Below are 19996 nucleotides of genomic sequence, written 5' to 3'. Positions count from 1 at the left end.
GGGCGCATCATTCGCACCGCGGACATTCATGTCCTCGCAGTGCGTCGCCATGGCAGCTGTGTGCGGGACGCCTTCGCGTGAGCCGGGAGTCCTGCAGCACTAATTACACCGCGTAACTAATGAAGTTCCCGCCCCCACCTTTATCCCCTCCCGCCAACCCCCTACATTCAGCTCCAACGCCTCTCCCATCATCCCGACGGGAAGGTCACTGGAGTTTCCCTCATGCCGTTCGTAACCGTACGCATCACCCGCGATGGCGTTACCACTGAGCAGAAAGCTCAGGTGATTGCCGAAATCACTGAAACACTGGAGCGCGTCCTCAATAAACGCCCTGACCTGACCCACATCGTGATCGAGGAAGTCGACACCGATAACTGGGGTTACGCCGGCATCACCACCACCCAGTACCGCAAGCAACTGGCCGAGGCAGAGGGGAAGTCATGACGTCCTCCGTCACCATCGATTTCATCTCCGATGTGGTGTGCCCCTGGTGCGCATTGGGGGCGACGGCGCTGGAGCAGGCGATCGAGAACGTGGCCGGGGAAGTCTCGGTCGAGCTGACCTACAAGCCGTTCGAGTTGAACCCGAACATGCCGGCCGAAGGTGAGCAAGCGGTCGAGCACCTGATGCGCAAGTACGGGAGAACCGCCGACGACATCGCCGCCGGCAAGGCCATGCAAATCGCACGCGGCGAAGCCATCGGCTTCAAGTTCGATCTGGAGAAGCGCACGCACTTCTACAACACCTTCGATGCCCACCGTTTGTTGCTGTGGGCGTTGCAGGAGGGCCGGCAAATCGAGCTGAAGAGGGTGCTGCTCCGGGGCTATTTCAGCGAAGGCCAGAACCCGAGCGATCACCAGGCGCTGGTGCGTCTGGCGACTGAAGCGGGGCTGGATGGAGCAAGTGCACAAGAGGTGCTGGCGTCCGGCGCGTTCACCGATGAGGTGCGAGAGCTTGAAGCGTACTACCAGCAGCGCGGCATCAACTCGGTCCCGGCCATGGTGCTGAACGGCCGACACCTGGTGTCCGGTTCGCAATCGGTCGAGTACTACGAACAGATGTTGAGACAAATGGCCAATGCACCGGCCGAAGCCTGATTACAGCTTTTTTACCCCACTTTTAATTGTCAGAGGTCTTCATCATGAGCAGTTCGAAAAAAGTCATCGTTATCACCGGCGCGTCCCAAGGTCTCGGCGACGGTATGGTCAAAGCCTTTCGTGAACTCGGCTACCGGATCGTCGCCACATCGCGCTCGATCAAACCATCCACCGATCCGGACATTCACACCGTGGCCGGTGACATCGGCGAGCCGGAAACCGCCCAGCGCGTCATCCATGAAGCGATTTCCCGTTTCGGTCGCATCGACACCCTGGTCAACAACGCCGGGATCTTCATCGCCAAGCCGTTCACCGCCTACACCGCAGAAGACTACGCCAATGTGCTGTCGGTGAACCTCAACGGCTTCTTCTACATCACCCAACTCGCCATCGCCGAGATGGAAAAACAAGGCAGCGGCCACGTCGTCAACATCACCACCAGCCTGGTGGACCACGCCATCGACGGCGTGCCATCGGTACTGGCATCACTGACCAAGGGCGGCCTCAACGCCGCAACCAGATCCCTGGCCATCGAATACGCCAAGCGCGGGATTCGAGTGAACGCGGTCAGCCCGGGCATCATCAAGACCCCGATGCACGGCGAAGAAACCCACGCCGCACTGGGCAACCTGCACCCGGTCGGGCGCATGGGCGAGATCGATGATATTGCACAAGCGGTCGTGTATCTGGATGGCGCCAACTTCGTTACCGGCGAAATCCTGCATGTGGATGGTGGTCAGAGCGCGGGGCACTGAAAGCGCTTTTTTAAAGCTTGGAAACGACGAAGCCTCTGCATTTTTGTAGGGGCTTTGTTTTGGCACCACGAGTCGAAAAATACATTACATCCTGAATTATATAGCGAAAAGTATTCAACTCTGCTCGCTACCCCTTTGAGTACCAATTTCTGCAATGTTAAGTTCATCAGATCGGGCTGCCTCCGCCCCACCAGACTTACTACGTTAGTTCGATAGACGATGAATTTTTCACAATGCGGCTATCGGACGTTATTAGTGCGCGAGAATATTAATTATACAACTCAAGCTCGCTGAGCTCCCTGTACTCCTCGCTTTTCTTATCCATCAATTCGAGGATTTTCTTTTTTTCGAACGGTACAATGCTGCTGTCTTCAAAGTCCATAGAACTTTCAAAGTGCTCTATCAGGAACTGTGCAAGATGACGCGGGATTCCGTAATTTTGCAATTCTATGATCCTGGAATCAGTTGTTCCATATTCTAGGAACTCAGCCCAGTTTGGACCTGCGGCGCGACTTCCTAAACATGCTTTCAGAAGCATGTTGTAGTTCTCGAAGTAGCTTCTGATTTTAAATCTGACAAGGTTGTCTATGTCGGATATCAAGTTATTGATAACTAGGTTCAATAGTTTTTTGCTGTTCTTGTTGAATGGGACTAGTTGGTCTACGACCCAGATTTGCCCCTTTTTTTCGTAGTAGTTGAGAGCGTTCTGAATCATGAGGTGAAGAGGTTTGGTGTTGGCCCAACCTTCAATTAATACGGCATAATATTTTAGTGCTTCAGGTGATGTATAAAGAGGGGTTTTTCCGGAGGATTCTTCTTCAGGCCATCTGTAGAGCTCACTAAGCGAAATGAGAGCTGTCAGCGCAGTGTCGTATGTGATTTCTTCAGGCAGCACAGATCTGTTTGGCTTCGCATTTTTATATATTTCGTTTTGATATTCGGGTTTTATTCCTGAGCATGATTCCAGGATTTTTTGAGGAACGACAATCGACGCGCTTTTAGATTTTAACGTAGCTTGAGCAGTACTTGTTTTACTGATAAAGCTTGATCTCAGCACGGAGTCGTCGCCTCGGATTTCATGGATTAACGCGATATTAGCATAGTGTTTCCATATGTTAACTTGATTGGAAGAGGGCTTCTTTATGGTGAAGTCTGTTCCGGTTAGAGCGGACTCCACATTTTTATAAAAATTCCCCTTCCCCGTTATTATTTGTGGTTCAAGCTTTTTGATCTGCTTTTGTCGAACAACCTTTAGGTCCGTCTCAGGTTTGTCCCACCTGTTTTTCTTAACCTGTGCGCGAGTGCAGATTATATTGCCTGATAGCTCCTTGGTAAGCCGTCCTGCGCGCCCGCATAAATTCCAGAAGTCGATATCGGTGAATTTCGTTAATCCTATTGCGTTACTTAGGATAAATATATTTTTTGCTGGTAAGTTCACGCCTTCCAAGAGCGTTGAAGTGCAGAATATATAATCAATTTTTCGCGACTCAAACAGCCACTCTATGCGCTCTCTAATACGCTGAGGTAGATTTCCGAAATGAAAAGCTACACCTTTCTTTAGGCAATCAATTAAATAGTATTTTTTATGCAGGTGCTGTTCGATTAAGTTAATTACATCATCGACTTCTTGAGTATTTTTGTCGGGTAAAGTTTCTGAAAATTCTAGTGCCAACTCGATTGTGTCAGATTTTGAGTTGCAGTAGACGATGCTTTTTTCCCCATTGGATAAATTTTTTATCCAATGGTTAAGATTGTTGGTGTTGAAGTCTATGTCAAGTTCTATTTCATTTTCCGAGTCGGATAGGAGAACTCCTCGTTTTTCAATGAGGTCAAGGAAATATCTACTTTGAGAAACCGGCGAACTTTTTATACATAAAGATTCTTCCGTGCTTTTTTCAAATAAACGCAGAAATATATCGGGGTTTGGAATGTTTGGAGAGGCAAAATATAGCTTAACGCTCTTTCTCTCTGCTTGTAGTACTGCATGGTAATAGAGAGGGCTGCGGGTGTCGTTTTCCGAAACTATTTTGTGTGCTTCATCTATAAATAGGTAGTCTATCTTTGGATTGTTTGAGTCGGATAAATATGATATCAGTCGCTCTGGCGTAAATATAAAAATAAACTTGTTAGATTCTCTTTTAAACGCTTTTGGGATTATAGGGTGTGTCAGGACTTTGTATTGTTGATATTGTGTGAACTCGGTTTTAATTTGGCTTTCAGCTTGATTTATTAAGGCTCTCGTCGGAACCAGGAGCGCAATATTGTCTGTGCCCTTGCTTTCCAATATCAAATGATGGATGAAAGCTTTAATTATAAAAGACTTACCTATCGATGTAGGCCCGGAAAAGCTGAAGTGATTATTTTTCTTCAGGCTTTCATAGATTTTGTATTGTGCATCTGTAAAGGTGTACTCGCTATTTGGGATTGCATGAAATGTTTCTTTGATGATCTTCTCAAATATTACTTCTCGTGGTGAAACAACATCCATGCCTATATTATTTTCTATGAAATTCAGCGCGGGGAAATTTCCTAGTCTAATAAGTATCGGTTTTGCGAAGCTCGCGTAGATCTCGTTGTGCTGATGGGACTCTGACAAAAGGCTAACGATTTTGTAAGACTTATTTTTTGCTTCGGGATTTTCTGAACGTGAGAGTATATCTGAAAAACGAAGCGCGTCAGTCAACTCCTTCGGGCTTAGGCACATTACTGGAAGCTTGAAGAATTGTTGTGCGGAGATAGTTTCGAGCTTTACTAAGAGATCTACAAAATATTCGTCCTTTAAGGCTTCGCCTGAAAGCTCTTCGAAGAATTTCATTTCGTAATCTCCTCTTGTATCTTGGTCCTTGTCTTCGCGAGCTCCGTAAAAGGTAATATGTAAACATAAATGTAATGCCCAAATAATTTGTATTCGGTAATTTTTTTCTCTATATGGGTTAAGCGTTCAGATATTTCAGCTTTGATTTTTGCCTGTATTTTTTTCCTGAACTCGGAATTCGGTAACCAACGATCAGATTCATCTATAGCTATTTCATAGCCAATGAAAATTCCAAAGGCGTCGTCGACTTCAAATTTGCTTTCTCGCCTAGGGTAAATTATTTTTTTAATGAATTCTTTCTCCTCGGCGCTAAATGTTTCTTTTTCCAAATGGTCGCTAATTAATCCTTTTTCATAAGGCAGGCCGCTTTTTTTTGCGCCGGAAGAGTTTATTTCATTTTTGAATTCGTATATGGATTTGAAAGCATGGCTTAGAGCGGTGGTCAGATTTTCTTCAGTTTTAGATTCGCCGAATATTATCTGAAAGTTACCATCTTCTAATTTTGCGAAATGTACTCCGTCAGCGCCATTCACATAATGGCTCGTAGAAGTCTTTAGTTCTAATTTTGATAATATTTTTGGAGCTTTTAGATGCGACTCTAAAAAGCAATAAAGTAAGAGCTCACCAAGTTCACCTCTGTTTCTCAAGTAGTCTAAAAATTTTTCACGAGCCCTACGAGATAGAATTGCAGGTTTTCCTTGGTATTCTGCTCTTACTTTTCTTGATAGCGAGTAATTTATAAGTGGATCTAACAGGCTATCTTGAAGTGTAGAGTAATTAAATTCGTTTGCATTAATTTTTAGGGAAAATATATCTATTATGTTATTTCTGAGGTGGTGACATTCCAAGTGATCAAACCCATCGAGGAACTCATCATTTTCGAGCGTTAAGTCCATTTTGTTCAGGCGTCCGCATTTTTAACTTCGATGGGCATTAGGGATAAGTCGCCCTGTATGGATGGCAGCATGCCATCAAACTCAAGGTCGGTTCAATCCCGTGCACTTGATCCGCTCGATTGCTGATGTTGGTGTCAGGTTGCAGCGCTCCTTTCCCGTTGCTGAATAGCACACGCACGTCTCCTCTGTTTCTCCCCATGTCATCTCGCCAAGGATGTTGAGTGTTATCAGGGATCAAGGCCCCTGCGATCTGTGAGGGTTGTCCACTAACGCGGGACTGACGGCTCTTTACGACCGGGGGCTTGGGCATCTCATGATCTGGCCTCCTGAACACTTCCGAGGAAGTGGGCGGGTGGGGGCTGCATCGGCTGACGAGACCAGCGCCGCGAGATCCTGAGTCAGGTAAAAGCAGTGATGCGATGACTGGGGCATGCCTGAAAGTCAGTCAGGTGCAGTCCATTTCTTGGGCTGCGACACCATCATCTGCATCGATGTTGCTGGTGACTTCGGTGTTTGTCACGCCAGTTGTCACGAGGGGGCTGCTGCAAAGCCTTGTACGAATTGGGTTGCAGCAGCGCTGAGAACGCCTGTCTCTTTCCCCGAGAGAAAGAGACAGGCGCAGGTTGGCGCAAGGAAATGGCCAATCGGAAAGGTTACTGCAGGGTGGCCGGGTAGGGGATGTATTTGCCGCAATGGCAACGATCTGAAGTGGGTATCCATCACCCAATGAGTGACCGTGTGAGCAGCCGAACGCCAATCGCACTTTGGGAGAACCACCACGGTGTGGCGTAGCACTCAAAGTGCTGTCAACGACAGCGCTTTGCCCGATCTTTTCTATGCCTGTGGATAACTCGGACCAAGGCTCGAATTTTCGAGAGTTCTGCGGTTGTGGATGATGTTATCCACCGCTGGGAATCTGTCGTTTCCACAGACTCGCCAGTGGCGTTTAGCTTTTCTAATCCAGATCCCTCCAACCAAGGCGGTTTTGCAGTCCGTGCTGGGTGTACACTTACTCTATTGCTCCATGTTTTGTCTTTCTCCGACGACCTTGAAAAACGCCACCGCCAGCTCACTCAATTTCAGATGTTTGATTGCAAGATGCCATCCTTGCGCGTCTATTGACCTTAGTGTCATCCCAGCACATGGACTCCCTGACGGGAAAGGAAATCTGAATGTCTTCCCTGCAAGCCGAGATGTTAATTGAGCAAGAGGTCGCCAGCGCTCAAAAATCAACAGACGTGGCTTATCTGCTGTGGTTTTTCCTGGGAGGCTTCGGTGGCCACCGCTTCTATCTCGGCAAGACCGCAACTGCGGTCGCACAATTGATTATCACGATCGTCGGTTTTTTTACCCTGATCCCTCTTATCGTCACAGGCATCTGGCTGCTTGTAGACCTCTTTTTGATTCCGGGCATTATTCGTGAGCATTCCGAAAAAGTTCGACATGATGCCCGCCTTGAAGTGGCGCTCATCGAGAAAAACTAAAGTTCGTTACCCGATTCGAGTCAATCTTGCAGGTCGCGGAGCAAGTACGACTGATGAGGTTCTGCGTCGCGGGGTCATCCCTGAAAAGGATCCAGGCCCTGTCAGCTCTTGCTGGTAACGAATCGATTTGAGTACCGGCAATCTCATCTTTAACCAACTTGGTCATCTGTGGATAGGTCGGGCTGTACTACGCCGAGGGCCGGCTATCGAAGGCCCCCATGTAGTTTTCTCCAGGCAAAGAAAAACCCGCGCGATTTGAGCTTGCTGACTGGGTCAACCTAGGCTTGGCGGGTGTATTAGAGGGCATTTTAAGTCGCTGGAGCAGATCGTCAACGTCACGCTGGAGTGAAATTGTAACAGTTTGGTGTGCAGCCAGATTTTGGTGCAGGTGAGGGGAAGACTGTATCTACAGGGGGCTGTTTGTAGCAGTTGAGTTTCTGGATGCCAGAAACAACAAAGGCCCGGATTTCTGCTCACTTACAACCACCAATTAAACCCACCCCCACTTTAAGCCCGCTCCGTGCGGGCTTTTTTACGCCTACCTTTTGAACGGAGGTGTGAGTTGACGATGGATTTGGCACTTAAGAAGTCTAGTGAGACTCATTGATAAATAATTTACAAACAAGCAGTTACGAGGTTTTTCAGTGCCAAAGCTATGCAGATCAGAAAAAACGTTTCAGGCTTTTTTCATGCCGATTTGCGGGCTATTTGGCACTGAATATTGAATCTAACGCCCGTATTTACTCACAGTGCCAAACACGCCGCTAAGCGGTGCCAAATCCACCGTCTCCTTACAGATACTTAAAATAGTCAGAGTAATTGTTTGCGTCACTCAACGTTTCGAGCTGGGAAACCTTGCTCGCCTTGTATTTCATGGAGTGATTCGTGAACATAAACATACTAATAATGAACATGAACGCTAAGCTTAATAGTGATAGCAAGGCGCCTTTAACGGACAAAAAAGCATAGACTAACTCGGCAAAACTTAAGGCGTGAGTTGGGGGTGTGCCACTTGGCATGAAAGTTAAAGGGTAAATTACGCCTGCAAGAAAGATAAGCGCGACAAATGCAAGCGACCAGGTTATCTGAGGTGGTGACTCAGGATTGTCTTTAACTGACTCAACAAAATCCCCTACCACTCGGGCATGATGCTTTACCTCTAAGAAGCACTCCGTTATGAGGTCCCGTTCCTTGTTCATGGCGACCCAAGGCGAGGTTGCGATATCGGAAAAGTTAAGCATTGAAGTTCTCGTATTTAGGTGGGGGGCGAATCCTCCAAACAAAGCAGTTAGGCCACTCAATCCGTCAAGTTCACCTTTGGCGCGCCTCTCTTGATCTTCCTGTCGTCGTTCTTCGCGAAGCCGCTTTTCTAAAAGATAGCTACAGTGATGTGCCACTTCTTCACGGAGTTTATCTAAGATTGGTCCCTTTTCAGAGAACTCAGAGAAATTCGCTGCTTCATAAATTTCTAGTAGGGTTGCATCGTTGTGCTCTAATTCGTCTTCATCTTTGATAGAGGCTATATCGTTAGCTGCGGTTCTATACGCTGCATCATTGCACTCTCTTATATACCAGGCGAAATTAATAGTTCCAATTTTATCAAGAAGTTTCTGTGATTCAATTATTAGTGTATTCATTTTGTTATTCTTTTCAGAGAAAACGCTCTGATTAGAAAAAATCTTGGCGATAATGAACGCCCCAACAATACCGACAATTGCCGCAGTTGATTGAGATAGCGTGCTGAAAAACCAGTTCCAATCTAAGGTCATTCTGAAGCTCCAAGTCCCTATTTTTGTGTCAGCAAGTGTCACCGCGATGGCACTCGGCAATCGTCACACGCTTGGTACTTGTGGGCAAGCAACTGGTGGCAAGGCGGTTTTTTTTGTGCACGCGAAAGGGATGGTGTAGTGCAGAGCCACTGACGAGAGTGAACCCTCAAAAATCTTCGCCAGAAAAAATCGTCCGAAAAAGCACTTATCCCCCTCCCGCCGACGGGCTTTGCGTCCGTTTTTTGTGCAAATTCGGATGTAGTGCAAACGAGACTGCAGCCCAGGCGGGCCGTGGGGCTCTGCAGGCGACCGGCAATTTCAAAGAGTGCAAAGTTTTGAAAGGAAATGCAGCGCGGTTGCACAGCTATGCATGGAGCGGTCATGAAAGGGGGATCGCTGGAGTGCCCGGTTTCATTGGACGAAAACTTTGAAAACATGGGTTTCGGAGTGTTTTCCAAAACGCGCACGATCTTCTTCGGATGGCAATTGCCAGCATGCGGGGGAGGTGCGAGTTCCCCTATGGCCCATATGCGGCAGGGGCTTAAGGAGAATTACAGCGTTGCAGAGGGGTTCACGCCTCCTCCGCGTCACCCATTCGAAGATGAGGCAGGTTGTTCACGTTCTGCAGGCGCGTGAATTCCTTGGTCACAATCGGAATCAGCACGCGGTTCAGAGCATCGCGCAACTTCACAGCTTGGTCTTCGTTCAGCTTCTTTACGGTCCCGGTCTGTCCGCTGGCACACAACACATTGTCGGGATGAATGCCCAGGTCATCCATGGTGCCGTCGATGTAGCCCCTTAGGTATTCGCCGCGTTGGAACAGGATCGAACTTTCGGGTGCTTCCTGGTAATCCCAATGCACCTCCCAAACCGCGCCGTTCTTGATGATTTCGATGATGGGTACTGCTGCTCGGGATGCTGTCTTACGCATGCTTATTCTCCTCGATCAGTGCGCGCCGGGGCATTTTGAAGGATAGCTTCGAGATGCCTCATTAAAGTTTTTTTAGGCCGCCCCCCAAATCCCTGACAGATCATGGATATCTGTCAGCAAGTGCTCTGGAGGCCCCGTATTTACTGGGTTTCAGATCTGACATGGACGTTGGATGTTTGTGTCAGTTTTGCCATTCTAAATAAAAAACTTTATAAATTAACGGCTTGAGAACGGTGAGTCTGACACTGCTGTTTTGTCAGGTTTTGTCAGGTTTTGTCAGGTTTTGACAGGTCTCTGACATTACTTAAAAAAGCTGAGAGGCTTGAGTTAGAAGCGTTAGACAGTAGTTAGAATAGTAATCTGACAAAACTGACAGGCTTTTGAGGGGGCAGCCATAAATTTTTTTCACTTCGCATAAGGGGCGTTCCTTATGACGCGCTCACATAGCGATGGCTCTAAGCTTCCGGCCTATCTCACTGGGTTCTCTCGCGACCCTTACCCCTTCAAACGGTCTGCTTTTATCAACCGACGCAAGTATTTGGCTGCCAGAAACCCCATGAGCAGGGTTAGCCCAAGCCCGACCACGAAGGACGAGACTCCTGAGTAGGGCAAGCCAGTCAGTACCTCATTCCATTTGGAATTGATCGTTCCGATACTTCCAAACGCACACACAGCCGCGGTGCAGAAAGCGAGGCCACGCGGGATCGTCAATTGCTTGTTACGGTAAGCAATTGGCCCGAAGACGAAGTACAGGAAAACGAGACCGTACGAGGTCGCCAGGTCACCGAGCAATTTCCAATAGCTGCTGCTTTTGACCGTTTTGTCCTCAAATTCCACTTCGTTAATACCCACGATACGAGCCCGTACCTCGAACCCCGGACGTGGTCCGGAGGTAATCGTGGCGATGGTTACGGAATCTTTGGGATTCGAAAGAAACGGAGATATGGCCGTCTTATTTCCAGACGTGGTGACTTGGACGGGGATGTTCTTCGGAGTCGTGCTTGTGATTTCGGCGCTTATCAATTTGGCGTCATTTGCCATTTGGATTTGTAAAGCGCCGTCGAAATCTGAACTGAGAATAGGTTTCGACCCAGTATTAATCAGTTCGATTGTTGAGATGTATGGCGACTCGACATTTTGACCGTTAAGTGAAATTTGAAGATTTTGAATGTTCAGCGCGGGCTGCAGAGGTGACGTTGCCAACAGGCGTACGGTTAGGGAGCGGGACGACAGATCTATCTGCGGGACAACCAAAGCTGCGATTGCGATCACAGTCGTGGCGATAAATTTCCAATCCCAAGCCTTCCAGGTCACAAGCACTTCCTTTTGAAGTAAGCCATCGTGCTCTGCTAAGGCTGATGGCGGCCTTGTTACGTCCGTTGTTACGTCTGAAAGAAAAACAAAGGGCCTGCATCGCTGCAAGCCCTTGTTTTATATGGTGCCGGCACCAGGAATCGAACCCGGGACCTACTGATTACAAGTCAGTTGCTCTACCATCTGAGCTATACCGGCGTGTCAGGGCGACGATTATAGCGATTGGTTGGCTTCTGTAAACCCCTGAATTCTGACTATTTTTGTTCGGGCTTCAGGTCAGGCGCGCAGCAGGGTTTTCTTGAGTTTCTGAATGGCTTGCCAGGTTCGGCTGTTTTGCATTGCGCGCAGCTGTGCTTCGGCCTGTTCGGCGCGTTGCAGGGCGGCGGCGAGCTGGTGTTCGGCGTCGCCGATGGGGTGGCTGAAGTTGTGGCCTTTGCAGAACTGGAATTCGTCCAGGTTGCACGGCGGGATGTCGAAGGCGGGTTTGAGGTTCAGGTGTTCTTCGGCGAGGTAGTAGGTGTTGATGCCGTCGAACAGGATGGATTGGTAGCCGGCGTCGATGACGAGGCTTTCCCAGGTCTGGTCGCGCTCCCACGGGGTTTCGATGAGGATTACCCATGGTCGCCATTGGCTGAAGTCCATGCCGCGCAGGACGGTTTCTTCGTGGCCTTCGACATCGATTTTGAGGAAGTGAATGGCGCGGCCCCGGGCGTGTTCTTCGCAGATGGAGGTCAGGGTGCGGGACTTGATCGTTTGGCTGCGCACGTCCATGCCGGCGTCTTTGTGCATTTTGGCCATGGCCGGGTCGAGGGTCGAGAGGCCGGTGCCGGCGATGCCGTAGAAGGTCAGGTCGTCGGCGCTTTCCCCGGCCGCGCACTGCAGGTTGGTGTCTTTGGGGCGTTGCTGGCAAAGGGCTTGGTAGTAGTTGGGCATCGGTTCGACGTTGATGCCGGTCCAGCCGTGGTCATAAAACGCCTTGGTGACCGAGTCATGGGTGGGATGGTTCGCCCCCACGTCGATGTAGAAGCCGTTTTCGACAGTCTTGAGGGCGCGCCACAGGCGTATGTCTTCGAAATTCTGTGCGTAGGAAATGAAAGTCACTGGCGCATCCTGTCGGAAGAGTGTTCTTGTTCGTGGCCGCGCATGCTGGCGCCCTGGCGTTTGTGTATATCAAGAGAAGTGCAGCGGTGCAATTTCCCCTGTCAGCGGTCCGGGATTAGGCATTTATGTCGTTTTCATTAAATGCTTATGCACAATGCGATCGGCAGCGCACTGGGTTTAGGTCGAATTTGTGGATCCGTTCTCATTTGTCCGCAAATACCTGTTTTTTCGATTTTTTATTCGCGTGTACAAAAAATGAACAGTATGGTTTAAGCCATGAAACAGGCATGGATATTGGATCCGTGATAATTCCATCAACAGAGTTATCCACAGGTTGGATGTGTTTAAGCGCGTTCGGCCAGGAGCAGGAAATTACGCGGCGTGAGCAGGGTGTCGCAGAAGGTGCCGACGCGGACGCTGTAACCCTGTTCGGCGAGGAAAAGTGCCCGGTCAAGGACCAGCCAAAGTTCCAGTGGACGTCGGAACAGTCCACGCAGTAACTCGAGGTTGCGCACTTCGGCCAGTCGCTGCCAACCGGCTGCTTCGAGGGCTGACCAATCTTGCGCGCCGATTGTGGATAACTCTTTGAGTGCCGCCAGGTGATGGCAGTAATCGGCGAAGGGTTTGTCCAGCCAGGCGCTGGGCAGGGAAGGGGTTGGCAGGTACTCGTCCAGGCCGCGCAGTTGCCGTTGCAGCAAGTCGAAGCCCAGGCGTCGGGCCATGGAGGTGTCGCGTTGACGTCGCACGCGGGCACCGGCGGTAACAGTTTCGCTCATGGGCAACGCGAGGTCGTCGAGGGAAAGCTGTAGGCCGGAGCCTTTGGCGGCCGAGGACATTGGCGAGTATTGGGCAAGGCCGATCCGGTTGTAGCAGCACGGCGCTATGGCGATTTGTTTGCAGCCTGTGGCGCTGGCGAGTTGAATCAGCCGTATATGCAAATCACCGCAGGCGTGAAGCGCGACGGGCGTGTGATACGCACTCAGTAAAGAAGCTGCGTCTGCCGCAAGCACATCCTGTTCGATATGCAGTGCGTGCAGGTGATGACGTTGGCTGAGTGCCTGGCCGCTGGTGACCAGTGCCGGGTCGTATTCCAGGCATGTCAGTTGTTGCCCCGCTTGCAGCAGGCGGCGCCCCAGGTGTCCCTTGCCTGAGCACCAATCCAGCCAATGCCGCGGTGCCTCGCAAAACTGCAGTCGACTGGCGAAGGCTTCGATCTGTTGCCATTTGCGCCCCGGCACATCGACGTTCAACCGATGGCCGGCCGCTTCGAGTGTGCGTGCAGGCAATTCATCCACCGCACTCAAGGCAATGGACATCGTTGCCAGGCTAGCAAAGGGTTCCGGTGCATCCAGAAGGGCAGGTTGATTGTGAGCGTTTTCCGCGTCTTCCAGCGTTCGCTCACGTAACCATGCGGCCAGCTCCGGGCAGGACGCTTCCCAGGGTAGCTGCAGATGAGTGAACGGGCGAGGTTTCCACAGTGCCTGATGCTCTGTCAGAAAAGCATCCAGCGCAGTGAAACGGGCGAGCAGGGCCTCGCCCGTCAACACGCCGGTATCAGCGCCCTTGGCAGGCATCGACGCGCAGCCAGCGCTCCAGCAGCTTGAAGCCGCGCACCAGCACATAGGCCATTACCAGGTAGAACATGCCGGCGGCGAAGAAGATCTCCACCGGCAGGTAGGTCCGGGCAATGATGGTGCGGGCCATGCCAGTCAGCTCCAGCAAGGTCACGGTGCTGGCCAGGGCGCTGGCCTTGAGCATCAGGATCACTTCGTTGCTGTAGGCCGGCAGGCCGATGCGCGCGGCACGCGGCAGGATGATGTAGAACAGCGCTTTGGGTTTGGACATGCCCAGTGCCCGCGCCGCTTCGATCTCGCCCGGTGGAATGGCCTGAATGGCGCCGCGCAGGATCTCGGCGATGTAGGCCGCTGTGTGCAGGGTCATGGTCGCCGTGGCGCACCAGAACGGATCGCGCAGGTACGGCCACATCGAGCTGTTTCGAACCGCGTCGAACTGCGCCAGGCCGTAGTAGACCAGGAACAGTTGAACAAGCAACGGCGTACCTCGGAAAAAGAAGATGTAGCCGTAGGGAAATGCCCGCACCCACCACAAGCGCGACGAGCGGGCGATGCCCAGCGGAATGGCCAGCAGCAAACCGGCGATCACGGCGATGGCCACCAGTTCCAGGGTCAGGGTCGCGCCCTGGGCCAGTCTCGGTAACCACTTGATGATGACTTCCCAGTTCATTGGGTGCTCCTCGCGAAGCCGCGAGCGGCGCGTTTTTCCAGCAAGTGCATGCCGGTCATCGCCAGGACCGTCAGGCCCAGGTACATGAACGCGGCGACCATAAAGAAGGTGAACGGCTGTTTGGAGACGGTCACGCCGATTTGCGCATGACGCATGATTTCTTCCAGGCCGATCACCGACACCAGCGCGGTGTCTTTCATCAGGATCATGAACAGGTTGCCGAGGCCCGGCAGGGCGATGCGCCACATCTGCGGCATGATCAACCGGGTGAAGATGCGCCACTTCGACAGGCCCAGGGCCACGCCGGCTTCACGATGGCCTTTGGGGATGGCGAGGATCGCGCCGCGAAACACTTCCGTGGCGTAGGCGCCGAAGCACAGGCCCAGCGCAATCACACCGGCGGCGAAGGCATTGAGTTCGAGGTCGGGGTTGCCGAAGAACTCGCCCAGGGCTCGCATCAGGTTGACGGTGCCGAAGTAGATCAACAGCACCCAGAGCAATTCAGGGATGCCGCGAACCAGGGTCGAATAAGTGCCGCCAAGCCATTGCAGCGGCTTGTACGGGGAGGTCTTGGCCAAGGCGCCGAGCAGACCGAGTACCAGCCCCAGGCACAGGGCCGAGAGTGCCAGTTTCACAGTCATCAGCGCGCCAGCGGCGAGCGCCGGGCCGAATCCGTAGAGGTCGATAATCATGGATTTCTTTTCAAATCGCGGCAGGCAAGGCCGAGAACCGGCACCATCGGGCGCCGGTCAGGCAGGTCAGTATCAATAGATGCTGAACGGGAAGTACTTGTCGTTGATCTTCTTGTAGGTGCCGTCAGCGACGATTTCTTTCAGGGCGGCGTTCAGCTTCTCGCGAATCGGGTCCTTCTTGCGCACGGCAATACCGATCTTGTCGCTTTCTTCCACCGGGTCGCCCTTGAACTCGTAGGCACGGCCAGCGTCGCTTTTCAGCCACTCATAGTTGACGTACTTGTCGGCCAGGATGCCGTCCAGGCGACCGGAAGTCAGGTCGAGATAGGCGTTTTCCTGGGTGTCATAGAGTTTGACTTCAACGCCCGGCATGTTGTCTTCCATGAAGGTACCTGCCAGGGTCGAACGCTGGGCGCCGATCACCTTGCCTTTCAAGGAGTCTTTGTCAGTTTTGAAGTCGACGTCTTTCTTGGCGATGAACTGCAGCTTGTTGGAGTAGTACGGGTCGGTGAAGTCCACCGCGCCCTTGCGCTCGTCGGTGATCGACATCGAGGAGATCAGGAAGTCGAATTTCTTGGCGTTCAGGGCCGGGATGATGCCGTCCCAGTCGGAGGTCACGACGGTGCACTCGACTTTCATCTTGGCGCACAAGGCGTCGCCGATCTCTTTGTCGAAGCCGACGACATTGCCACTGGCATCTTTATTGTTGAACGGCGGATAGGCCGCTTCGATGCCCATCTTCAGGGTTTCGGCCATGGCACCGGCGCTGAACGCCAGGGTGACGGCGGCAGCCAGGAAGACCTTTTTGCAGTTCTGCATGTGGATAGCTCCGTTAGCGGTTGCTGGACATGAATTGTTTGCAGCGCGCCGAAAGCGGGTTTTCAAACACCTGCTGTGGCGATCCTTGCTCCTCTACCAGGCCCTGGTGGAGGAACACCACTTCACTGGAGACCTGACGTGCGAAGCCCATTTCGTGGGTCACGAGCAGCATGGTGCGGCCTTCTTCGGCAAGCGCGCGGATGACATTAAGTACTTCCTGGACCATTTCCGGGTCAAGCGCCGAGGTGGGCTCGTCGAACAGGATGACCTTGGGCTGCATGGCCAGGGTGCGGGCGATGGCCGCCCGTTGTTGCTGGCCACCGGACAGTTGCGAGGGATAGGCATGGCGCTTGTCGGCGATGCCGACCTTGGCCAGCAGGGCTTCGGCCACTTCGATGGCTTCGGCCTTGCTCTGGCCGAGCACGCGGCGCGGGGCTTCGATGATGTTGTCGAGCACGCTCATGTGCGGCCACAGGTTAAAGTTTTGAAACACAAAGCCGATTTCGCTGCGCAGGCGGTTGATCTGCTTGCCGTCGGCGGCAACCAGTTCGCCGTTCTTAGCAGCCTTGAGCTTGAGTTCTTCGCCGGCGACCAGGATCTGGCCCTGGTGCGGGTTTTCCAGCAGGTTGATGCAGCGCAGGAACGTGGACTTGCCGGAGCCGGAGGAACCCAGGATCGAGATCACATCGCCGTCGCGGGCGGTCAGCGAGATGCCTTTGAGCACCTCCAGCGAACCGTAGCGTTTGTGCAAGTTGCGGATTTCAAGCGCGGGCGTGGCCTCAGCCATGTGCGTTCCTCATATATGTTGCGCTCCTGCTGTTGGCGGCCTTCCTGGCGAGGCGGCCAACCTAGCATAGCGTTTCAATGGCAGCCAACAGCGCTACAGACGGTAAACGGCTGGTGTGTGGCAGGTTGTCGCATCGGCGCAGCAGACTGTCGCCCCGTCAACAACCGAACAGCTGTTTGAACCTTGCCTGTCGATAAAAAGCGCGGTGGCTGCCGCAAAAAAAGGCGCGATGTTGCCAGCTTTGACAGGGTGTTGGAAGCGCTATCCGGCCAAATGCACTGCTTGCGCACTTTTAATGTGCACAGAGCCATTTTCAGGTGTGTTTCCGGTGCGCTGATTCGCCCCACAAAGTGGGTTGCAGGGTAACGTTCTGGCTAAGTGCCATTAAATTCAATGGGTTGCGATGACTGTCCGGTCTGGTTGGAATCACCGGGTTAGAAGGATTTGAAATATTTTGGCGCAATTATTGCGTGCAGAATCCACAACGCCCTGTTGGCTTCTTTTTACGAGAAGGACCGCCGAACGGGATGCACGCATTCGCTTCTCCTTACAAAGGTAGATTTAATGAGCAGTACCCAAAGCTCTAATGGCCTCGAACAGGGGCTCAAACCGCGCCACGTGACCATGCTGTCGATTGCCGGAGTTATCGGCGCCGGCCTGTTCGTTGGCTCGGGTCACGCCATCGCCGCTGCAGGTCCGGCTGTTCTGTTGGCTTACGCCGCCGCCGGCATGTTGGTGGTGCTGGTGATGCGCATGCTCGGCGAAATGGCCGTTGCCTCGCCGGACACCGGTTCGTTTTCGACTTACGCCGACCGCGCGATCGGTCACTGGGCCGGTTTCACCATCGGCTGGTTGTACTGGTGGTTCTGGGTGCTCGTCATCCCGCTGGAGGCCAACGCCGCCGCGACCATCCTGCATGCCTGGTTCCCGGGTGTGGACATCTGGGCCTTCGCCCTGGTCATCACGATGCTGCTGACCGTGACCAACCTGTTCAGCGTGAAGAACTACGGTGAATTCGAGTTCTGGTTTGCCCTGATCAAAGTGTTGGCCATCATCGGCTTCATCGTTCTGGGCCTCATGGCGATCTTCGGCTTCCTGCCGGGCAGCCAGGTCAGCGGCGTTTCGCACCTGTTCGACACCCAGGGCTTCCTGCCAAACGGCATGGGCGCGGTGTTGGGTGCGATCCTGACCACCATGTTCTCCTTCATGGGTACCGAGATCGTGACCATCGCGGCCGCGGAATCGAAAGATCCAGGCAAGCAAATCTCCAAGGCCACCAACTCGGTGATCTGGCGGATCGGCTTGTTCTACCTCGTGTCGATTTTCATCGTCGTCGCTCTGGTGCCTTGGAACGACCCGGTACTGGCAAGCCTGGGTTCCTACCAGACTGTGCTTGAACGCATGGGCATCCCGAACGCCAAGATCATCGTCGACATTGTGGTATTGGTTGCCGTGACCAGCTGCCTGAACTCGGCGCTCTACACTTCGTCGCGGATGTTGTTCTCCCTGGGCAAGCGCGGCGATGCGCCGGCCATGTCTACCCGCACCAACAAAAGTGGCACGCCATACTGGGCAGTGATGTTGTCCACGGGCGCCGCGTTCCTGGCAACATTTGCCAACTACGTAGCCCCGGCTGCGGTGTTCGAATTCCTGCTGGCCAGCTCCGGCGCCATCGCGCTGCTGGTGTACCTGGTGATTGCGATTTCGCAACTGCGCATGCGTAAGCAGCGTATGGCGCGCGGAGAGAAAATCGCCTTCAGCATGTGGCTGTTCCCGGGCCTGACCTACGCGGTGATCGTCTTCATCGTCGCCGCCCTGACCATCATGCTGTTCCAGGAAGCCCATCGCGTGGAAATTCTCGCGACCGGCTTGCTCGGTGCTCTGGTAGTAGCGGCCGGTTTGCTGGTGGCTCGCCGTCGCAAGCTGGAGCAGCGTGGCGCGGTGGTGCTGAGCTGATCCATACCGCGTAATGCAAAACGGCCGCTGTCAGTGATGACGAGCGGCCGTTTTTGTTTCTGTCGATTGTTCTGTGTTCAGTCGACATGAACCCAGTCTTCTACGCGTAACCCTGGAGCGCGCTCGAACTCCCGCAGGTTGTTGGTGACCACGATTAACCCGCGTGAGCGTGCGTGCCCGGCAATCATCTGGTCGTACGGGCCTATGGGTGTGCCGGCCTTTGCCAGTTCGGATCGAATCATTCCGGTGTGTGCTGCTGCTTCGTTGTCGAAGGGCAGGACTTCAAGCCGGGCGACGAAGCCCTCGATGACCGCCAGGTTTTTTTCGGGGGCTGCTGATTTTTCCGCGCCGTAGATCAGTTCCATCAACGTTATCGCACTGATGCACAGTTGGCCGTGATGACGGTTGAATGCCTCCCGTACTACCTGTGGTTTGTTCTTGATGGTGAAGATGCAGATATTGGTATCGAGCATGTACTTGATCATCAGAACGACTCACGCTCCTGCTCGGCGGGTTGCTCGCGATCAGTCATGAAGTCTGCCGTGATGCTTTCGCCATCGAACCAACTGTCCCAGGTTTCACCGGCGGGCGTGATGATTCGGCTTCGACCTACGGCGACGACGTCGACTCGTTTCACGTCGCTTGGCATGGCTACAGCTTTCGGCAGGCGAACGGCCTGGCTTCGATTGCTCATGAAAAGGGTTGTCTGTTCCATTTGGACCTCCTGCGCTTTTGCTGGCGTGATGTGTCCAAAGGATAGGTTTCGCGTTGGATATGTCAATGGGATATACGCGCTGCCTGACGGAAGGAAAGCGCTCGATTCAGAGTTAAAAAGGCCGCTGTCAGTGATGACGAGCGGCCGTTTTTGTTTGAGTCGTAACCCTTACTCGGCTTTTTCTTCCGACGTTTCCTGCGACTCGCGGTAGATGTCCAGCGCAGCGCTGAAGTCAGCAATGAACTGCGGCTCGCTCAGCCATGCCTGGGCGGTGTCGCGGTCCATGCCGTCGGCCCACATGCGGTAGTCGATCAGCATGTCGGCGGCCAGGTGGGTGGCGGCCATGCCTTCGTCGTCGGCGTTTTCCATGTCCAGCAGTTCTGGATGGTCGATGATGATAAAGGCCAGGTTCGTCAGCAGCACCGAGAGCATTTCGCTGCGGCTGACGGCTTCCGCGTCGCGCATTTTGCTGAACATCGCCAGGGTGTATTCCGGGATCGGTTCGGCGAGGTGGCCAAGGTCGTCGTCCAGCGCGGCGGGTTTGCGGCCGTGGATATTGATCTGCTTGGCTTTGGCTTTTGCACGCTTGGCGCGTTTCTGTTGCTTGTTCAGGGAGGCCAT

General features: G+C 52.8%; 19 protein-coding genes and 1 tRNA gene. 5 read left to right on the top strand and 15 right to left on the bottom strand.

Features of this window, described 5'->3' with window-relative positions; genetic code table 11:
* Positions 1–222 precede the first annotated feature (222 nt).
* Genes KGA81_RS03505 through KGA81_RS03495 form a run of 3 tightly spaced genes read left to right on the top strand, consistent with a single transcriptional unit; the run spans position 223 to position 1852 of the window.
* Complete coding sequence (locus tag KGA81_RS03505) at positions 223–444, top strand: tautomerase family protein (protein WP_007972813.1); 222 nt, start codon at positions 223–225, stop codon at positions 442–444.
* The gene (locus KGA81_RS03500; protein WP_223544586.1) at positions 441–1097 is read left to right on the top strand and encodes a DsbA family oxidoreductase; all 657 of its coding nucleotides are present in this window, start codon (positions 441–443) and stop codon (positions 1095–1097) included. Before KGA81_RS03505 ends, KGA81_RS03500 begins: the two co-directional genes overlap by 4 nt.
* Before the next feature lie 44 nt (positions 1098–1141).
* The gene (locus KGA81_RS03495) at positions 1142–1852 is read left to right on the top strand and encodes an SDR family NAD(P)-dependent oxidoreductase (protein ID WP_223544585.1); all 711 of its coding nucleotides are present in this window, start codon (positions 1142–1144) and stop codon (positions 1850–1852) included.
* A 268-nt stretch (positions 1853–2120) separates the two neighbouring features.
* On the opposite strand, the gene KGA81_RS03490 is transcribed toward KGA81_RS03495, so the two are convergent.
* Both KGA81_RS03490 and KGA81_RS03485 read right to left on the bottom strand, forming a co-directional pair.
* Positions 2121–4667: a DEAD/DEAH box helicase gene (locus KGA81_RS03490; RefSeq protein WP_223544584.1), complete on the bottom strand. Its 2547-nt coding sequence runs from the start codon at positions 4665–4667 to the stop codon at positions 2121–2123.
* Entirely contained in the window at positions 4664–5563 is a 900-nt protein-coding gene (locus KGA81_RS03485) for a DUF1837 domain-containing protein (RefSeq protein ID WP_223544583.1), read from the bottom strand. The genes KGA81_RS03490 and KGA81_RS03485 overlap by 4 nt, the downstream gene beginning before the upstream one ends.
* A gap of 1172 nt (positions 5564–6735) precedes the next feature.
* Here KGA81_RS03485 and KGA81_RS03480 point away from each other — a divergent pair.
* Complete coding sequence (locus tag KGA81_RS03480; RefSeq protein ID WP_223544582.1) at positions 6736–7047, top strand: TM2 domain-containing protein; 312 nt, start codon at positions 6736–6738, stop codon at positions 7045–7047.
* 791 nt (positions 7048–7838) lie between these two features.
* On the opposite strand, the gene KGA81_RS03475 is transcribed toward KGA81_RS03480, so the two are convergent.
* The 10 genes from KGA81_RS03475 to KGA81_RS03430 form a co-directional block, all read right to left on the bottom strand.
* Positions 7839–8816, bottom strand: coding sequence for a hypothetical protein (locus KGA81_RS03475; protein ID WP_223544581.1), 978 nt, complete (start codon positions 8814–8816; stop codon positions 7839–7841).
* 571 nt (positions 8817–9387) lie between these two features.
* On the bottom strand, positions 9388–9747 hold the full coding sequence (locus KGA81_RS03470; protein WP_223544580.1) for a hypothetical protein: 360 nt from the start codon (positions 9745–9747) through the stop codon (positions 9388–9390).
* Between the two features lie 495 nt (positions 9748–10242).
* Positions 10243–11061, bottom strand: coding sequence for a hypothetical protein (locus KGA81_RS03465; RefSeq protein ID WP_223544579.1), 819 nt, complete (start codon positions 11059–11061; stop codon positions 10243–10245).
* Between the two features lie 122 nt (positions 11062–11183).
* A tRNA-Thr gene (locus tag KGA81_RS03460) sits at positions 11184–11259 on the bottom strand.
* Positions 11260–11337: 78 nt separating this feature from the next.
* On the bottom strand, positions 11338–12162 hold the full coding sequence (locus tag KGA81_RS03455) for an FkbM family methyltransferase (RefSeq protein ID WP_223544578.1): 825 nt from the start codon (positions 12160–12162) through the stop codon (positions 11338–11340).
* Between the two features lie 344 nt (positions 12163–12506).
* Positions 12507–13736: a methyltransferase gene (locus tag KGA81_RS03450; protein ID WP_223544577.1), complete on the bottom strand. Its 1230-nt coding sequence runs from the start codon at positions 13734–13736 to the stop codon at positions 12507–12509.
* On the bottom strand, positions 13717–14406 hold the full coding sequence (locus tag KGA81_RS03445) for an ABC transporter permease (protein WP_223544576.1): 690 nt from the start codon (positions 14404–14406) through the stop codon (positions 13717–13719). Before KGA81_RS03445 ends, KGA81_RS03450 begins: the two co-directional genes overlap by 20 nt.
* The gene (locus tag KGA81_RS03440) at positions 14403–15098 is read right to left on the bottom strand and encodes an ABC transporter permease (protein WP_223544575.1); all 696 of its coding nucleotides are present in this window, start codon (positions 15096–15098) and stop codon (positions 14403–14405) included. Before KGA81_RS03440 ends, KGA81_RS03445 begins: the two co-directional genes overlap by 4 nt.
* Positions 15099–15170: 72 nt before the next feature.
* Complete coding sequence (locus KGA81_RS03435; protein ID WP_223544574.1) at positions 15171–15917, bottom strand: ABC transporter substrate-binding protein; 747 nt, start codon at positions 15915–15917, stop codon at positions 15171–15173.
* A 13-nt stretch (positions 15918–15930) separates the two neighbouring features.
* Positions 15931–16704, bottom strand: coding sequence for an ABC transporter ATP-binding protein (locus KGA81_RS03430; RefSeq protein ID WP_110965875.1), 774 nt, complete (start codon positions 16702–16704; stop codon positions 15931–15933).
* A gap of 564 nt (positions 16705–17268) precedes the next feature.
* On the opposite strand from KGA81_RS03430, the gene gabP reads away from it, so the two are divergent.
* Positions 17269–18660 (top strand): GABA permease, encoded by a 1392-nt coding sequence (gene gabP, locus KGA81_RS03425; RefSeq protein WP_223544573.1) that lies wholly within the window; start codon positions 17269–17271, stop codon positions 18658–18660.
* A gap of 77 nt (positions 18661–18737) precedes the next feature.
* Here gabP and vapC read toward each other — a convergent pair whose 3' ends face one another.
* The 3 genes from vapC to KGA81_RS03410 all read right to left on the bottom strand — a co-directional run bounded on the left by vapC (position 18738) and on the right by KGA81_RS03410 (position 19996).
* The gene (vapC, locus tag KGA81_RS03420) at positions 18738–19145 is read right to left on the bottom strand and encodes a type II toxin-antitoxin system tRNA(fMet)-specific endonuclease VapC (protein ID WP_223544572.1); all 408 of its coding nucleotides are present in this window, start codon (positions 19143–19145) and stop codon (positions 18738–18740) included.
* Positions 19145–19375, bottom strand: coding sequence for a type II toxin-antitoxin system VapB family antitoxin (vapB, locus tag KGA81_RS03415; protein WP_223544571.1), 231 nt, complete (start codon positions 19373–19375; stop codon positions 19145–19147). The genes vapC and vapB overlap by 1 nt, the downstream gene beginning before the upstream one ends.
* A 168-nt stretch (positions 19376–19543) precedes the next feature.
* Positions 19544–19996: a hypothetical protein gene (locus KGA81_RS03410; protein ID WP_223544570.1), complete on the bottom strand. Its 453-nt coding sequence runs from the start codon at positions 19994–19996 to the stop codon at positions 19544–19546.

It is taken from the genome of Pseudomonas sp. A-B-19 (assembly GCF_019947515.1).
Lineage (GTDB): Bacteria > Pseudomonadota > Gammaproteobacteria > Pseudomonadales > Pseudomonadaceae > Aquipseudomonas.
The sequence above is the reverse complement of the archived record's forward strand: the minus strand, read 5'-3'. Positions and strand labels throughout refer to the sequence as shown.

Bases quoted from the DNA above. Each gene is read 5' to 3' on its own strand.
- KGA81_RS03505 (WP_007972813.1), top strand. From the start codon at position 223: ATGCCGTTCGTAACCGTACGCATCACCCGCGATGGCGTTACCACTGAG.
- KGA81_RS03500 (WP_223544586.1), top strand. From the start codon at position 441: ATGACGTCCTCCGTCACCATCGATTTCATCTCCGATGTGGTGTGCCCC.
- KGA81_RS03495 (WP_223544585.1), top strand. From the start codon at position 1,142: ATGAGCAGTTCGAAAAAAGTCATCGTTATCACCGGCGCGTCCCAAGGT.
- KGA81_RS03490 (WP_223544584.1), bottom strand. From the start codon at position 4,667: ATGAAATTCTTCGAAGAGCTTTCAGGCGAAGCCTTAAAGGACGAATAT.
- KGA81_RS03485 (WP_223544583.1), bottom strand. From the start codon at position 5,563: ATGGACTTAACGCTCGAAAATGATGAGTTCCTCGATGGGTTTGATCAC.
- KGA81_RS03480 (WP_223544582.1), top strand. From the start codon at position 6,736: ATGTCTTCCCTGCAAGCCGAGATGTTAATTGAGCAAGAGGTCGCCAGC.
- KGA81_RS03475 (WP_223544581.1), bottom strand. From the start codon at position 8,816: ATGACCTTAGATTGGAACTGGTTTTTCAGCACGCTATCTCAATCAACT.
- KGA81_RS03470 (WP_223544580.1), bottom strand. From the start codon at position 9,747: ATGCGTAAGACAGCATCCCGAGCAGCAGTACCCATCATCGAAATCATC.
- KGA81_RS03450 (WP_223544577.1), bottom strand. From the start codon at position 13,736: ATGCCTGCCAAGGGCGCTGATACCGGCGTGTTGACGGGCGAGGCCCTG.
- KGA81_RS03445 (WP_223544576.1), bottom strand. From the start codon at position 14,406: ATGAACTGGGAAGTCATCATCAAGTGGTTACCGAGACTGGCCCAGGGC.
- KGA81_RS03440 (WP_223544575.1), bottom strand. From the start codon at position 15,098: ATGATTATCGACCTCTACGGATTCGGCCCGGCGCTCGCCGCTGGCGCG.
- KGA81_RS03435 (WP_223544574.1), bottom strand. From the start codon at position 15,917: ATGCAGAACTGCAAAAAGGTCTTCCTGGCTGCCGCCGTCACCCTGGCG.
- KGA81_RS03430 (WP_110965875.1), bottom strand. From the start codon at position 16,704: ATGGCTGAGGCCACGCCCGCGCTTGAAATCCGCAACTTGCACAAACGC.
- gabP (WP_223544573.1), top strand. From the start codon at position 17,269: ATGAGCAGTACCCAAAGCTCTAATGGCCTCGAACAGGGGCTCAAACCG.
- vapC (WP_223544572.1), bottom strand. From the start codon at position 19,145: ATGATCAAGTACATGCTCGATACCAATATCTGCATCTTCACCATCAAG.
- vapB (WP_223544571.1), bottom strand. From the start codon at position 19,375: ATGGAACAGACAACCCTTTTCATGAGCAATCGAAGCCAGGCCGTTCGC.
- KGA81_RS03410 (WP_223544570.1), bottom strand. From the start codon at position 19,996: ATGGCCTCCCTGAACAAGCAACAGAAACGCGCCAAGCGTGCAAAAGCC.